Source organism: Ferrovibrio sp. (assembly GCF_964218355.1).
Classification (GTDB): domain Bacteria; phylum Pseudomonadota; class Alphaproteobacteria; order Ferrovibrionales; family Ferrovibrionaceae; genus Ferrovibrio.
The window spans coordinates 170,760-186,559 of the sequence record NZ_CAXPMC010000020.1; the positions used below are offsets into that span (position 1 = coordinate 170,760).

Genomic DNA, 15,800 nt, shown 5'->3' on the forward strand with positions numbered 1-15,800 from the left:
CTAACCCCCTGCGGCGGCCCGGCGGCGATCCAGGGCCGCGCGGGCAAGGCAGAAGATCGTGAACAGCATCTGCGCGCCGGCCTGGGCTGTATTCGTCGTGCCGTCATACTGGGGGGCCACCTCGACGACATCGCCGCCGATCACATCGAGACCGATCAGGCCGCGCAGGATGGCCAGTGCCTCCGCCGTGGACAGGCCACCGACTTCCGGCGTGCCGGTACCGGGGGCGAAGGCGGGATCAAGGCCGTCGACATCGAAGGAGACGTAGACCGGACCGCTGCCGACCACGGTCCGGGCTTTCGCGATAACCGCCGGAATGCCCAGCATGGCGACCTCCTCGGCATGGATCACGGTCATGCCGGACTCGTAGGAGAATTCCCAGAGATATTCGGCGCCGCCGCGAATGCCGATCTGGATGGTTCGCTCGGGGTCGAGCACGCCGTCCAGTACCGCCATGCGGAACGGGCCGCCATGATGGAATTTCGAGCCTTCATAGGGCCCGGACGTGTCGCAATGAGCATCGATATGCACGAGCCCGACCGGCTCTTTCGCGCCAAGCGCCCTGAGGATGGGCCAGGTGACGGAATGGTCGCCGCCAACCGACAGTGGAATCACGCCGGCGGCGGCAATGCGGGCATAGAATGCTGCGATGTCCTGGTGGCAGTCCTCCAGGCTGAAGCGGCTGCGGAAGGGCACATCGCCGATATCGGCGGCGCGGCAGCCAAGCGCGGGAGCCATTTTCAGGGCATGCTCGTATGGTCCGATTCGCTCGACCGCCCGCACGGCGCGCGGCCCGAGGCGGGCCCCGGCCCGGTTGGTGACACCGAGGTCCATCGGCAGGCCGATGCAGGCGATATCGAGATCGGCGAAGGCCGTTGCGGCCGCCTCGGGCCGGTATGGCAGGCCCATGAAAGTGGCCACATCGGAAAAGGGCCATTTCCGGCGATCACCATCACTGAACTGCTGACTGGCCACGGCGCGAAATGCCGGATCATGGATGTCGCTGCCGCTGTTGTCCGCGTATCGGGCCCGGAGTGCGTCGAGTTTGGTTTTGTCCATCGTGATATAAGGTAACCCTTTGATCAGGGCGGGAACCCGCCATTTGGATAGGTTGGCGAAAGTGTAGCCGGAGTCTAAAACTTTTGCTCGCGGGACGGCCGAACCGGCCCCCCGCGCCAGAGAGGAGGCGGGCCGTGGCCGATGCGATCGGGCAGATGCGGGAGGAAATCCGCAGGCACCAGGAGGAAAAGGCCCGGCTTGAGGCAGAGGCCGGGGCTCTGGCGAAAAGGCGGCCTCAGCTTGATGCGGCCATTCTCGACGTCCAGGCCAAATTGCGGGCCGCCAAGGGCCCGTCACCGGAATTGCAGGCGGCGCTGCGCAACGCCAGGGAGGCCGCCCAGGGTGCCGCAGCCGGCATGCAAAGTATCCGAGTCAAGGCCGCAGAGCTCAGCGGGAAGATTGCAGAGCTGGAGAAAAACATTAAAATCGTTGAAGATTTCATGCGACCAAAGCAGTAGGCGGCGGGCGCGGGCGACAGAGGGGGAGAGGGGCAGAATGAACCCCATGGAAGTTGAACGGATGCTGGCGCGCCATCGCGAATGGCTGCTCAAGCGTCCTCGTGGTGCCCGTCTGAACCTGTCGCTGGCCGACCTGCAGGGCTACGATTTTTCCGGTGCCGATCTGCGGGCCGCCAAGCTTTCCGGCGCAAACCTTGCCCGGGCCGTCCTGGTGGGCACCAATCTTTCGGAAGCCGATCTTTTCGCCGCCAATCTCGAGCGGGCAGACCTGTCGAAGGCGATCCTGACCAAGGCGGACCTGCGCGGTGCCTCGATGCGCGGGGCAACGCTGGCCGGCGCCCAGCTCATGGGGGTCGATTTCCGCGGCGGCGCGCTGATGCAGGCATCCGACAATGGTGTCGGTTTCGGCGGCCCTGATTCCGATGGCAAGAAGCCGAAAGCCAACACATCCGGCGCCGATCTGGCGGAAGCCAATCTGCGCGGCTCGAATCTCAGCGGCTCGAACATGAACGGCGTCAATCTCTCCGGCGCAAACCTGTCACGGGCGAACCTGACAAAAGTTACGCTGCGCAAGGCCAACCTGGCCGGCGCAGATCTGAAGGGAGCCTGCCTGCGAGGCGTCGACCTGTCGCTGTCGCTGATCGACGGGGCCGATTTCCAGGGGGCCGACCTGAAGGGCGCTGTGCTTGAAGACGTCGATATGGATTCGGCGAACTTTGCCGGTGCCGAACTGTTCGTCGATGTGTCGAGCTTCGGCGATACGGTCGCCTCGATCCTTCAGGAGCATGAAAAGTGGATCAAGACCGATGGCCATGAAGGCACCCGTGCCGATCTGGCCGGTCTGAACATGGAACGCATCGATCTGGCCGGAAAAGACCTGAGCGGCGCGAACATGAAGGGTGCCAAACTGGCCGGTGCCAAGCTGCAGAATGCAACGCTGGTGATGACCGACCTGTCGGAAGCCGACCTGACCGGTGCGAATCTGATCGGCGCCCTTGCCAATGGCGTGAACATGGCGCGGGCCATCCTGAACAAGGCGGTCCTGCAGCGTGCCCAGCTCGGTCAGGTGCCGCTGCGAGGTCCGGATGGCAAGCCGATCGGGCGTTTCTGGTCCGCCAGCCTGGCGGCGGCAGAGGCGGCAGAGGCCGACTTCTCGGATGCCCTGCTCAAGGGGGCAAACCTGATCGACGCCAAGCTGACCAAGGCGCGGCTGATCAACGCCAACCTGAGTGATGCCAAGATGGTCAATACCGATCTCGAAGGGGCCGACCTGACCGGCGCCAAACTGCCGACGGCGAGCTGAAACGAAAAACGGGCTGAAGAACGTTCAGCCCGTCGCCTTCCGGTTTGTTTCAGTCTTCCATATTGCGGGCGCGTTCCATGCGCATCCGGCCGGCATGATCGACCTGTTCCTTGTAGGCTTCGGGCGCAAACGCCATCAGCTTGTGGTTCAGGTTGCGCGACATCTGCCATTCCTTTTTCGGCTCGCTTTTGCTCAGCAGGGCCTTGGATGCCAGATTGGACAGGATGCGCTCCCACAGGGTATCGGTGCAGCAGGGCAGCCGGCCTTCACCCAGCAGGCGATTCAACTTTTCGAGCAGCGGATCCGGACGGGCCGGCATCTCCAGCTTGCCGCCGGACAACTCGGCAAGAGCAATCAGTGCTTCCGACAGGTTGGTACGCGGCCCGAGCAGGTCCTGGATCAGCGAGGTTGAATCCAGGCAGGAAGCGGCGATCTCATCCATCAGGCCGGCGGTGGCAGGCTGCGGCCGCTCGATCATGTCGGTCAGCGCCACATCGAGACGGCCGGCATAGCTCGACAGGGTCTGTGTGACCTTGGTCATCTGGAAGAAAAACAGGAAGCGGAGCTGTTCTTCCGGCAATTTCCTGGCGTCCAGCTTTTCATACAGGGCGGCGAAATTGTTGTTCTCGAATGCCGGCAATCCCTTTTCCGCCATGGCATCGCGAACAAGCTGCATCTGTTTGTCGAACAGCGCCTCAAGCTTTTTGCTGCGCTCGCTCTGGCTCGGCTGGCCAGGCTGCGTCTGTGCGCCGGCAAGGGCATAGATACCGGCCCGCATGAAACTGCTCATGTCGTTGAGCTTGCGGAAATGCTGGGGGGAATGGATCAGTTCGATGCCGGTGGCATTCTGCTTGTCGAGAAACTCGCGAAAGACCGTACCGATCGCTTTGGCGGCCTGTCGGGAAGACAGGTCATGCGGTGCGGTGCAGAGCGGGAACTGGCCCTTGAAGGGCCGGGTGGTCATGGCTTTCGGCTTGTTGGATGCCGTCTTGGCGAATATCTCGGACTGGGTGGCAAAGCCGTCATCGCGTGCGCGGGAGCGCAGCACCTTGACGGCAGTAAAATCGCCCATATTGAGCAGCGCATTGGCCTGAGCGATTGCCGATTTTTCAAGCTGCTCATTGGCATGCTTGGTCATGCCGGCCTCACCCTCGAGGCGTTTGTCGAGACGCCAGCGGCCATCGACCTGAACGTAAATCTCGTAGGCATAAGCCCGTGAACCAAACATAGAACCGAACATCGCGTATTTCCCCGGATACAAATCGTTGTTTTATTACGGTGGCAGACCGTCGAAGCACCTCAGTTTACGCCGGGTGCGGGTCAAGATTGCAAGCAGTAATCACTATTCGATATGGGGTTGCCGAGCCCGCTCCGGCTGGGCCCGCTGTTCGATGGTCTGCAGCTGTTTGGCAAATCGTTCAAAGGCCTGGGCGACGGACAGAACGAATTGACGCTGCTGGGGATCCGGCATCTCAAGGGCCGCCTCGGCAAAGCGGCGCGCCTGATGGCGGGCCAGGCCGGCAGCATCCCGGAAGGCGTCGACACGTACCTGCTCGAATGTAGACAGGATACAGTCCCGGGTAATGCCTTCTTCCATGGTCTTGAAGGAGGCTTCCTTGACCATGCCATCTTTCAGGAGATCGAAAACCAGAAGCGTCTCTTCGGAAATCCGGCTGATAATGCCATCGACGCGTTCACGGTCGCGCGGAGAGGGGGCAAGCGCCGGGGTGGGCGGCGCCTTGCGGGCTCGTTTGACGACACTGCGCCACATGATCCTGGCGAAATCCTTTCTGGCGCCAAGCCGGGGACTGCTCATATTGCGATACAACCAACTGGCGTACCAGTACTTTCCGGGGCAATGGTTGAGCAAGGCTTAACCGGAGCGGGCGGCGGCCAGCCAGCCAGCCGCACCGCTTTCTTTTTTTGCTAAGGCGTTCAACAAGTTCAGAATATTTCACACTTGGACAGCAAACCTGCTATAAGGGGGCGCCTTAACAGGGGCGCAAAAAACAGGGGTCTTTCCACATAATGGCCCGGCCGGACACGGTCTGGCCATGCGGGGCTTGACCGTACGGTGCCGCGGGGTTAACTCGCTGCGCCCGGATCATCTCCGGGCGATGTACTGACTTGGGCAGGACATGGTGGCCATGCTCTGCAAAAGGGGTAGGGAGGTTGAGTTGCGTATCCTTCTGACTTTCAGCCGGGCAGTCGACTGGCTCAACGAGCGTATCGGCCACCTGGTCTTCTGGCTGGTTCTGGTGGCAGTGGTGGTGAGTGCCGGCAATGCCTCGATCCGCTATCTGTTCGATAGCAGTTCGAATGCATGGCTGGAACTGCAGTGGTATTTCTTCTCGGCGATCTTCCTGCTCTGCTCGGGCTACGCCCTGCTGCGCAACGAGCATATCCGCATCGACATCATTTCCGGACGTCTGTCTGAACGCGGGCAGACCTGGATCGATATCTTCGGCGGCATCTTCTTTCTGCTGCCGATGTCACTCCTCATCATGTGGCTGTCATGGCCTGTCTTCACGGATTCCTACATTCACAACGAAATGTCAGGTAATGCGGGCGGGCTCATTCGCTGGCCGGTGAAGATTCTGATCCCGATCGGTTTTTTCCTGCTGAGCCTGCAGGGAATATCGGAACTGATCAAACGGGCGGCTTTCCTGATGGGCCTGATCCCGAATCCCAATCCTAAAAAAGGCGGGGGCCACGGCACTCCCAGCGAGAAGCCGGCGGAGTAAACAACGATGATCGAATTCATTGCGGCCAACCTGGCGCCCATCATGTTTGCGGCGCTGGTCTTCTTCCTGCTCTGCGGCTATCCGGTTGCTTTTGCGCTTGCGGCTAACGGTCTGCTGTTCGGCCTGGTCGGGATCGAGCTTGATCTGCTGCCGCCGGCATTATTTCAGGCGCTTCCGGAGCGTATATTCGGCATCATGGCCAACGACACGCTGCTGGCCATCCCGTTCTTCACGTTCATGGGCCTGATTCTCGAGCGGTCCGGTATGGCGGAAGATCTTCTGGACACAATCGGGCAGCTGTTCGGTCCGATGCGGGGTGGTCTTGCCTATGCCGTGATCTTTGTCGGCGCCCTGCTGGCGGCGACCACCGGCGTGGTGGCGGCCTCGGTCATTTCGATGGGGCTGATCTCGCTGCCGATCATGCTGCGCTATGGCTACGACCGCCGGCTGGCAACAGGGGTCATCGCCGCATCAGGGACGCTGGCGCAGATCATTCCGCCAAGCCTCGTGCTGATTGTCATGGCGGATCAGCTCGGCCGCTCGGTCGGCGACATGTATGCCGGCGCCCTGGTTCCCGGCCTGATCCTCTCCAGTCTTTATGCCGGTTATGTGCTGCTGGTCACCCTGGTCTTTCCAAAGGCGGCACCGGCTCTGCCGCCCGAGGCCCGCAGTCTCCGGGGAATGGAACTGGCTTCCCGCGTATTGTTCTCACTGATTCCGCCACTGGTGCTGATCTTCCTGGTGCTTGGCACGATTTTCCTCGGCATCGCCACACCAACTGAGGGTGGCGCCATGGGCGCGTCGGGCGCGCTTATTCTGGCACTGGTCAAGCGTAAGCTAGACGTGTCCCTGCTGCGTCAGGCGATGGATACGACCGCCAAGCTGTCGGCTTTCGTGATCTTCATTCTGATCGGTTCGTCGGTCTTCGGGCTGACGTTCCGGGGCGTGAATGGCGATCTCTGGGTCGAGCATCTGCTGACCAGCGTTCCCGGCGGCGAAACAGGATTCCTGATCGTCGTCAATGTCATGGTCTTTCTGCTGGCATTCTTCCTCGATTTCTTCGAGCTGGCCTTCATCGTAGTCCCGCTGCTGGCTCCGGTGGCAGAGAAGATGGGCATCGACCTGATCTGGTTTGGCGTCCTGCTCAGCGTCAACATGCAGACATCGTTCATGCATCCGCCGTTCGGTTTTGCCCTGTTCTTTCTGCGCAGTGTTGCACCTGTGCATGACTACATCGACAAGGTCACGGGCAAGCTGACAGGCAAGATCACCACAGGTCAGATATACTGGGGTGCCGTGCCTTTTGTGTGCATCCAGATCGTCATGGTTGCGCTCGTTTTGATGTTCCCGGGGATGGTGACGCACTTCCTCGACCGCGGCCCGAAGCTGGATCCAGCGGCGGTGGAAGAGCAGCTGCAGATTGAAATCCCGAACTACGGCAACACGAATCCGTTTGGTCCGGGCAGCAATCCGCAGGATCTGTTCAGCACGCCGCCAGCGGACGAGGCCGAGACAAAGGCGGACTAGCCTGGCTTCTCATGACGGCTGAACGATGGGCCGGCCAGTATTGGCCGGCCTTTTCGTTTCTGGCGGATGCTTTTGGCTCCGGGCAAAAAAAGAAAGAGGCCTCGCAAAGCGAGGCCTCTTCCCGGCAGGACAGGGGGCGAAGCTTACCGCTTCATCTGCGAAGCAGCCGCCATGAAGTTGTCGAAAGTGCCTTCGGCGATACGCCACCAGAGCACTTCCTCGTCGCGGAACTTCACCCAGTTGTCGTAGACCTTCTTGAACTTCGGATTCTTGGCCGAAGTCTCGGCATAGAGCTGGTTGGCCGCCTTCAGCGACGCCTCCATGATCGACTTCGGGAAGGCCCGCAGCTGTGTGCCACCGGCCAGCAGCTTGCGCAGCGCTCCGGGATTGAGGGCGTCATACTTGGCAACCATCCAGGTATTTGCTTCGTGAGCCGCGGCCTCGAAGACGCTCTGATAGGCCTTCGGCAGCTTGTTGAAGGCATCGATGTTGCAGAGAGCCGAAAGCTGCGGCCCGCCTTCCCACCAGCCGGGGTAGTAGTAGTACTTGGCGACCTTGTTGAAGCCGAGCTTTTCGTCGTCATACGGGCCGACCCACTCGGTGGCGTCGATGGTGCCCTTTTCCAGCGCCGGATAGATGTCGCCGCCGGCGATCTGCTGCGGCACCAGGCCGAGCTTGGTCAGAACCTGGCCGGCGAAACCGCCGATACGCATTTTTAGACCGTTGAGATCCTCGACGGTCTTCATTTCCTTGCGGAACCAGCCGCCCATCTGGGCGCCGGTGTTGCCGGCCATGAAGTTGATGCAGTTATAGTCCTTGAAGAACTCGCGCATCAGCTCCATGCCACCGCCGTGCATCATCCACGCATTCTGCTGGCGGGCGTTGAGACCGAACGGAACGGCCGTATCGAAGGCAAAGGTGGGATCTTTGCCAATGTAGTAATATGCCGCTGTATGGCCGCATTCGACCGTTCCGGCCTGCACGGCATCCAGCACCTGCAGGCCCGGGACGATCTCGCCGCCGGCAAAAACGCGGATCTTGAATTTGCCATCCGTGGCGGACTCGACGCGCTTGGCGATCACTTCGCCAGCGCCGTAGATGGTGTCCAGGCTCTTGGGGAAGCTGGAAGCCATGCGCCAGTTGACTTCCGGCATGCTCTGGGCGATCGCCGGTGCAGGGAAGCTGGCCGCGGCCGTGATGCCGCCGGCACCAGCAAGGGCAGCCCCAGTGAGGAACTTACGACGTTGCATTGATTTTATCTCCCTAGTTAAGACTTTGTCGGTTCACGGGCCGGGTTCTTGCGACCCGATTGCCGACCGTTCCCCCGGCGAACCGCGTGAACGATGGCGGGAGATTAGGGGATTGATTTCACAAGGGCAACTGGGACAAAAAAAAGGGCCCCGCCGAAGCGGGGCCCTGCCTTAAATTCAGGCTGTCGTGGTTTAACGCCGGTCAGCCTTTTTTCCGGGCTTTGCGGCCGGTGGTCGACAGCATGAAGCTGTCGTAGGTGCCTTCGGCGACCCGGAACCAGAGCAGCTGCTCGTCGCGATATTTGACCCAGCTGTCGTAAATCTTCTTGAACTTCGGATTCTTGGCCGAGGTCTCGTCGTAAAGCTCGCTGGCCGCGTCGTAGCAGGCGTCCATCACGGCCTTCGGGAAAGGCCGCAGCTGGGTGCCGCCAGCGACCAGCTTACGCAGGGCAACCGGGTTCTGCGCATCATACTTCGCCAGCATCCAGGTATTGGCGTGGGCGCAGGCCGCTTCGATTGCGGCCTGATAGGGTTTCGGCAGGGCCTTCCACTGGTCCTGATTGACCATCATGGAAACCTGCGGGCCGCCTTCCCACCAGCCGGGATAGTAGTAGTACTTGGCGACCTTGTTGAAGCCGAGCTTTTCGTCGTCATAGGGGCCGACCCACTCAGCCGCATCGATGGTGCCCTTCTCCAGCGACGGGTAAATGTCACCACCGGCAATCTGCTGCGGAACCACACCAAGCTTGCTCAGAACCTGGCCGGCAAAGCCGCCGATCCGGAACTTCAGGCCCTTGAGGTCTTCAAGAGTCTTGATCTCCTTGCGGAACCAGCCACCCATCTGGGTGCCGGTGTTACCAGCCGGGAACTGGATAATATTGTATTCATTGAAGAATTCGCGCATGAGCTCGCGGCCGCCACCGAACTCCATCCAGGAATTCTGCTGGCGCGCATTGAGGCCGAACGGAATGGCCGCATCAAAGGCAAAGGTCGGATCCTTGCCGACATAGTAGTAGCTGACCGTGTGGCCGGCTTCGACGGTACCGTTCTGCACGGCATCGAGGACCTGCAGGCCCGGGACGATCTCGCCGGCAGCGAACACACGAATCTGGAACTTGTTGTCCGTAAGTTCCGCAACTTTCTTGGCCACCACTTCGGCACCGCCGTAGATGGTGTCGAGGCTCTTCGGGAAGCTGGAGGCGATCCGCCATTTCACTTCCGGCAGGCTCTGGGCCAGAGCGGGTGCAGGAAAGCTGGCAGCAACACCAACGCTGCCGGCGCCGGCGAGGGCGGCGCCTTTCAGGAATTTGCGACGAAGCATTCTGGGTATCTCCCTAGGCGAAGCTATAGCTGTTTTTCGGTCCTTGTCCGGGCCGGTTGTACAGCGATATGCACACGGAGAATCCGTGTACGGCCGGGGAGGTTAGTCCCAGTCCGGATTTTCCGCAAGAATCAGCCTTGGCCCCGGCAATCAGGGATTGCCGGCATCCGCCACGGGGGGAAGCAGGCGCCAGCCTTCAGGGGCGAGGGCCTCCAGGGGCCGGAAACGGCTCTTGTAGGCCATTTTCCGGCTTTCTGCGATCCAGTAGCCCAGATAGACATATGGCAGGCCGGTTTCCATGGCATTCCGGATGTGCCAGAGGATGATGAAGCTGCCCGGGCTATGGGCTTCAAAGTCCGGATCGAAAAAACTGTAGACGAGGGAAATGCCGTCGCTCATCTCGTCGGTCAGGCAGACCCCAAACAGGCGACCATCCGGGCAGCGGAATTCGGTCAGGCCGCTGCGCACCGGGCTGTCTTCGACCATGGCCCGGTAATCCGCGAACTCCATGTCAGCCATGCCGCCACCCTCATGGCGGGCCGTGACATAGCGGCGAAAGACCTGGAAATGCTCACGCGTGGCATAGGCGGGCAGTCGGCGGCTGAGAATACCTTCATTCCGCCGCCAATTGCGCCGCTGGGCCTTGTCTGGGAGAAAATCACGGGCCGGGACCCGCACCGGAACGCAGGCGTTGCACTGCTCGCAGGCCGGCCGGTAGGCCAGATCCTGGCTGCGCCGGAAGCCGGCCTGGCTGAGTGCATTGTGCAGCCCGTCAGGATCGTCACCGGCCAGCAGAGTCACAACCTTCCGTTCCAGCCGTCCCGGAAGATAGGGGCAGGGTGTCGGCGGCGTGGCAAAGAAGTGCCGCAAGGGTATCTGCAGGCGGTGTTTCACGTGCAGTCCGTCAGCAATATTCCAGCTTCGAGATTAGCGTAAATGAGGCCGTTGGCGAGGGGGATTCTGCAGACGGCAATATCACAGACGCCGGATCACGACGGTACCGCAGAGCATGTCATGCAGACAGCGGCGCCGATTGTTGAACAGGGGCCAGAGCAGAACCAGCCCCCATGTGAAGCTGACCGAGATGTAGAAAACCACGGTGTGCAGCAGCGCCTGCAGATACCCCGGTTTCCCGCCATTCCAGACGCGAACCTCGACACCGAAGAGCCGCATGCCAAGCGTGGCGGAAGCCGGGCCGCCAATGGTCAGCGTGTGGTAGAGCGTCTGCAGCAAGCCGGCCAGAAGCAGGATCACCGGCAGCAGAAGCCCGAAAGACAGCACGAAGAGAATTCCGCCGGCAACCCAGAACAGGACCAGGAGTCCCGCCAGCACCATGATATCGACCAGATAGGCCAGCATGCGCCGCAGCAAAAGGCCGTCGAAAAACCGCAGATCGCTAAATGGATCTGGTGCTGGAACGTGCTCGGGCGGCGTGACCGGAAGCGTGCGGGCAGACATGGCGCTGGTCAGCGTGCCGGCAGGACGCGAATCACACCGTTGCTTGGCCCCGGGCCATCGAGGCCCGGTGGCGGCGGCGGCGGCGGCGGCGGCACGCGCAGAGGGCCTGGGCGCAGAGGCTGATCACCGCGCCCGGCAGTCCGTGCCGCATCGCTGCCGGAGCCGGCCTTGGGAACATCGCTCAGCAGCAGAATAGCGATTCGCCGGTTGCGCGGGTCAAGGGGGTTGTCCTTGATCATCGGGTCCTGATCGGCATTGCCGGTGACCTGCCGTATCCGCTCGGTCGCAACACCGGCCTCGACAAGGGCACGGCGGGCTGCGTTTGCGCGATCAGTCGACAATTCCCAGTTGGAATAGCCACTCTGGCCGCCGCGGAAGGGCTGGGCGTCGGTATTGCCGCTGATCGCCAGCTTGTTGGGCAGCTTGGAGACCGCCTGCGCAACCTTCTGCATCAGGCGGCGGGTGGTTTCGTTCATCTGGGCGCTGCCTGATGGGAACATGGAAGACTGCTCCTGATCGACCAGCTGAATGCGCAATCCTTCCGGCGTCTTGTCGAACACGATCTGCTTTGAGAGTTCGGCCAGCTGGGGGTTTTCCTGGATCGCCTGACGGATCTGCATTTCCGCCTCGCGGAAATTTTCCGCTTCCATCTGGGCCACGCGGTCGCGCGCCGCCTGCGCATCGATCTGCTGCAGATCGGTGATCTGCTGAGGCGAACCCTGCTGGTCGGTCTGACCGCTGCCGCGGTTGGCCTCGGCAGGATCAGGGAAATCGCGCCCCTGGTCGCCCGGTGCCGGCGGCGGGCGACGGCTGTCCTCATATTTCTGGTCGTATTGCGGCTGGTCTGGCTGATCCGATTTCTCGGAAGCGGGACCAGTGATCATTGTCGGCAGGCCGAAGCTGGATATCTTGCCGCCATCTTCGATGATGGTACGCCCACCCAGCACGCCACCGGCGCCGGACAGGCTGCGGCTGACGGAAGCTGGCGAGAAGTAGTCGGCAATGCCTTTCTTCTGCTCATCGGTGGTGACATTGAGTAGCCACAGCAACAGGAAGAATGCCATCATCGCAGTCACGAAGTCGGCATAGGCAACCTTCCAGGCGCCGCCATGGGCGCCGGCTTCGGCCTTCTTGATCTTCTTGACGATGATCGGGCGTTCGCCCTCGGCGGCAGCCATAGCTCAGTTCTCCCCGCAGATCAAACGGACTGCACCTTGCTGGTGGCCTCTTCGACCTCATAGAAGCTGGGGCGTACGTTGGACATCAGGGATTTGCGGGCAAATTCGACAGACACCGCCGGTGCATATCCCTGCAGATGGGCCAGCATACCGGCTTTCATGCAGAGCAGGTATTTGCTTTCGTGCTCCCAGGTTGCCTTGGCGGCGGCGGCCATAGGCGACACGAAACCGTAAGAGACAAGAATGCCACTGAATGTACCGACCAGCGCGCCGCCGATGAGGTGACCCAGCACCTCCGGGGGTTCGCTGATCGACCCCATGGTGTGAATGACGCCCAGCACCGCCGCGACAATGCCGAGGGCGGGAAAGCTTTCGCCGAAGGCGGCAAGAGAATGTCCCGCAAGATGTGTTTCCTGGTGGTGGACCTCGAGTTCCATGTCCATCAGCGATTCCATCTCATGCGGATTCTCGCTGCCGAGGGTCATCAGGCGCAGATAGTCGCAGAGAAAATCCATCGCATGGTGATCAGCCATGAATTTCGGAAACTGGGTAAAGAGCTTGCTCTCTTCCGGTTTTTCGATGTGCTGCTCCAGGGCCAGCATGCCCTTGCTCTTGGCCAGCTTGAACACGCTGTACATCATCGACAGCAGTTCAAGATAGTCGTCCTTGGTGAACTGGGGCCCCTTGATGGCGGCTTTGAAGCCACCCATGGCCTGCTTGAGGACGGGTTTCGGGCTGCTGATCACAAAGGCGCCGATGCCGGCGCCGAAGATGATCACAAACTCGAAGGGCATCCACAGGACGCTCAGATGGCCGCCACCAGCCACATAGCCGCCAATGACCGAGCCGATCACAACAATGGAGCCGATAATGGTCAGCATTTCTGTCTCTCCACGCCCGTGCCGGGGAGAGACCCCCATGGCACGCCAACCCAGCCTCTTTTATCGTATGGATATGGTAAATAGAACATTGAAAACACCTGCCAAGGGTGTTCAGCGCCGGCTCAGAATCAGCCGCCCGGAGGCGCCGGCTTCGTATTCCGCGGGATTGGCCGAGATCGGGATGTACTGGACATCGGCCCAGGCCGCGGCCTGATCCCGGTAATAGGGCGATAATGGGTGCCCGGACTGGCCGGTCGACAGGATGAACTGGGAGCGGTTGAGATCGGCCAGGTCGTAAATCGCCCGCAGGGAGGGGGCGTGCCGGTTGGCATAAGGTGCGGTCTCGTCGGCCGGATCGCTGCGGCCGACATCGACCGTATAGGCGTCACCTGGGGTCGGAATCGAAACCTCAAAGAGGGATTTCAGGACGGGCACCCTGCTGAAAGGGCGATGCTGGGCATCGGCATAATGCGCATCCCCCCAGCGCCAGCGGCCAAGATCAGAGCCATAGCGGGCCTTGAGGTCGCTGAGGGCAAGGTCGAGTGCCTCGCTGATCAGGTCGGCGCAGGTTGTCTGGCGGCCGGTGGCGACATTGTGGCACCATCGGGCCTGACCGCCGGTATCACTCAGGATGTTCTTCATCAGCAGCGGGCGGAACCGCCAGAGCGACGTAAAGGCATCGCCCAGTTCATCCGCCAGAACGAGTCGGGTCAGTTCGCGGTACCAGGCGGCAAAAATCAGGGGTTCCGGCCTGCCGGCCGCCATGGTGCCATCCCAGCCGGTCAGGAGGTCGCGGCCATTGGTGATCTCGGGATTCTGCGGCGCCGTCTTGAGCGGGGCGGCCAGCATTAACGGCAGCAGATCCGCCGCCATCAGCGAGACCACATCTCCCTGGATCTGCTTGAAGCTCTCCACAGAATGCACAGACCGTTCCTTCAGCAGGTGCTCGATCCGGCGGGCACGATAGGGCTCAGCCCATTCGCTGGTGAGAAAAAACGGATAGCTGTCGGGGACGATCTTGTTGTTGGCGGTCACAACCATGCCGGAAGATGGATTGTAGCTGCGGGGCAGATCTTCGTAGGGGATAAAGCCCGCCCAGTCATAGCGGTCGTCCCATCCCGGCGCCGGCGCCAGGCCTTTCAGGTCATTGTCAGGCTTGCGGACGGGGATAAGCCCGGGCGCCAGAAAGCCTATATTGCCGTTGCGATCGGCATAGACGATGTTCTGCTGTGGTGTGACGTAGCGCCGGAAATTGTCCACAAAGGCAGGCCAGTTTCCGACGGTATCCATCCCGACGATGGCATCGGCCGTAGTGTCGTCATCGCGCAGTGCGGTCCATGCGAAAGACAGCACATAGCCGCTGTCGAGAAGTTTGCCAGCGCGGTCATAGACATCGGAAATGACCGGCCCATGACGGGTTTCCCGGACAGTGATGTCAACATTCCCTCGGCCGCGCACCTTTATGGTTTCTACCCGTTCAGTAAAAGCTGCGCTGCCCGTCGGGGTGATGTAATGCGCCGGATTGTCCGGCGCGATCCGTTCGATATAGATGTCCTGAGTATCCGGTCCGGTATTGGTGAAACCCCAGGCGATGAAGTTGTTGCGCCCCAGGATGACGCCGGGGATACCGGGCAGGGTGGCGCCGACGACATCCCCATGTGGCGAGGCCATATGCGCAAAGTACCAGAGAGAGGGGGAAGACAGGCCGAGATGCGGATCATTGGCCAGAAGGGGGGCGCCTGTTACCGTGTGCCTTCCGCCAATAACCCAGTTGTTCGACCCGATCCCTTCTGGAGGCTGCGGCGGCAGGCTTGCGGCAAGGCGATCGATGTTGATCGCTGCGGCAACCTGGCGATACAGCCCGCTCAAGTCGGCCAGCGAGATCGGCGCATCTCCCGGATAGGGTGGAAAAAACTCTTCGATCTGCGGGCGCGTGAGCCGGCGTGCGAGGCCGAGGCGGGCGAATTCGCTGCCCCAGTTGCCGCTGAGATCCCAAGCCATCATTTTCAGCCAGCCGAGGGAGTCGGCCGGGACCCAAGGCTCCGGCGTAATATCGAAGGCTAGGAATTCCGGCGGCAGCAAGCCACGACGGGCAGAGAGAAACGCGTTCACGCCATCAGCATAGGCTTGCAGGTAGGTCTGCGTTTCCGGCTTGAGAGCTGCGAAAGAGGCGGCGGCCTGGCGTCGGATTCCCAGGGTGCGCAGGAATTTGTCGGTTTCCAGTACGTCCGGACCGAACGCTTCGGCCAGGCGGCCGGCGGCGATGCGTCGGTTGATCTCCATCTGCCACAGGCGATCCTGCGCATGGACGTAGCCGAGGCCGAAGGCCGTGTCATCCCGGCTGGCCGCACGAATATGCGGCACGGCATGACGATCGCGGATGATCTCGACAGGGGCGACGAGCGGACGCCCAACCCGGACATCCAGGCTGTCAGTATCGGGCAATGATGAGCGGGCAACAAAGTAAACCGCTCCAGCAGCTGCGGCCAACATGAACAGGAGCAGCGTGAACAGTCGAAAAACCCAGCGCATTAAACCTCGGCCGATACAGCGGCAGTTCTGCCTGACCGTGATGGCTTAACAGATTTTCGAGGTGATTCGCAGTCTTGAATCGCCGTGCG

The 15,800-nt window shown here is 61.3% G+C and carries 14 protein-coding genes; 4 read left to right on the forward strand and 10 right to left on the reverse strand.

Translation table 11 applies throughout. From position 1 onward, the window contains the following. Positions 1–1,059, reverse strand: a complete 1,059-nt coding sequence (speB, locus tag ACEQZY_RS14960; protein WP_370155528.1) for an agmatinase — start codon at positions 1,057–1,059, stop codon at positions 1–3. 134 nt (positions 1,060–1,193) lie between these two features. Here speB and ACEQZY_RS14965 point away from each other — a divergent pair, with 134 nt between their 5' ends. Continuing rightward, positions 1,194–1,517, forward strand: a complete 324-nt coding sequence (locus ACEQZY_RS14965) for a hypothetical protein (protein WP_341701995.1) — start codon at positions 1,194–1,196, stop codon at positions 1,515–1,517. Positions 1,518–1,563: 46 nt separating this feature from the next. Further along, positions 1,564–2,820 carry a pentapeptide repeat-containing protein gene (locus ACEQZY_RS14970; protein ID WP_370155531.1) on the forward strand — a complete coding sequence of 419 codons (1,257 nt, stop codon included), beginning with the start codon at positions 1,564–1,566 and terminating at the stop codon, positions 2,818–2,820. Between the two features lie 49 nt (positions 2,821–2,869). Here ACEQZY_RS14970 and ACEQZY_RS14975 read toward each other — a convergent pair whose 3' ends face one another. Next, positions 2,870–4,060, reverse strand: coding sequence for a hypothetical protein (locus ACEQZY_RS14975; RefSeq protein WP_341701993.1), 1,191 nt, complete (start codon positions 4,058–4,060; stop codon positions 2,870–2,872). Positions 4,061–4,162: 102 nt separating this feature from the next. After that, positions 4,163–4,591 carry a hypothetical protein gene (locus tag ACEQZY_RS14980; RefSeq protein ID WP_341701992.1) on the reverse strand — a complete coding sequence of 143 codons (429 nt, stop codon included), beginning with the start codon at positions 4,589–4,591 and terminating at the stop codon, positions 4,163–4,165. A 367-nt stretch (positions 4,592–4,958) separates the two neighbouring features. Between ACEQZY_RS14980 and ACEQZY_RS14985 the strand changes: the two genes are divergently transcribed. Then, positions 4,959–5,564 (forward strand): TRAP transporter small permease subunit, encoded by a 606-nt coding sequence (locus tag ACEQZY_RS14985; protein ID WP_370155533.1) that lies wholly within the window; start codon positions 4,959–4,961, stop codon positions 5,562–5,564. A gap of 6 nt (positions 5,565–5,570) precedes the next feature. After that, entirely contained in the window at positions 5,571–7,091 is a 1,521-nt protein-coding gene (locus ACEQZY_RS14990) for a TRAP transporter large permease subunit (protein WP_341701991.1), read from the forward strand. Positions 7,092–7,234: 143 nt separating this feature from the next. On the opposite strand, the gene ACEQZY_RS14995 is transcribed toward ACEQZY_RS14990, so the two are convergent. The 7 genes from ACEQZY_RS14995 to ACEQZY_RS15025 form a co-directional block, all read right to left on the reverse strand. Then, positions 7,235–8,341: a TRAP transporter substrate-binding protein gene (locus tag ACEQZY_RS14995; protein ID WP_341701990.1), complete on the reverse strand. Its 1,107-nt coding sequence runs from the start codon at positions 8,339–8,341 to the stop codon at positions 7,235–7,237. Between the two features lie 202 nt (positions 8,342–8,543). Beyond that, complete coding sequence (locus ACEQZY_RS15000) at positions 8,544–9,662, reverse strand: TRAP transporter substrate-binding protein DctP (RefSeq protein ID WP_341701989.1); 1,119 nt, start codon at positions 9,660–9,662, stop codon at positions 8,544–8,546. Between the two features lie 150 nt (positions 9,663–9,812). Continuing rightward, positions 9,813–10,556 (reverse strand): arginyltransferase, encoded by a 744-nt coding sequence (locus ACEQZY_RS15005; RefSeq protein WP_341701988.1) that lies wholly within the window; start codon positions 10,554–10,556, stop codon positions 9,813–9,815. 81 nt (positions 10,557–10,637) lie between these two features. Beyond that, the gene (locus ACEQZY_RS15010) at positions 10,638–11,120 is read right to left on the reverse strand and encodes an RDD family protein (protein ID WP_370155537.1); all 483 of its coding nucleotides are present in this window, start codon (positions 11,118–11,120) and stop codon (positions 10,638–10,640) included. 8 nt (positions 11,121–11,128) lie between these two features. Next, positions 11,129–12,298, reverse strand: coding sequence for a flagellar motor protein MotB (locus ACEQZY_RS15015; RefSeq protein ID WP_341701986.1), 1,170 nt, complete (start codon positions 12,296–12,298; stop codon positions 11,129–11,131). 20 nt (positions 12,299–12,318) lie between these two features. Then, positions 12,319–13,179 (reverse strand): flagellar motor stator protein MotA, encoded by an 861-nt coding sequence (gene motA, locus ACEQZY_RS15020; protein ID WP_341701985.1) that lies wholly within the window; start codon positions 13,177–13,179, stop codon positions 12,319–12,321. A gap of 111 nt (positions 13,180–13,290) precedes the next feature. Further along, positions 13,291–15,711: a penicillin acylase family protein gene (locus ACEQZY_RS15025; protein WP_370155540.1), complete on the reverse strand. Its 2,421-nt coding sequence runs from the start codon at positions 15,709–15,711 to the stop codon at positions 13,291–13,293. Positions 15,712–15,800 lie beyond the last annotated feature (89 nt).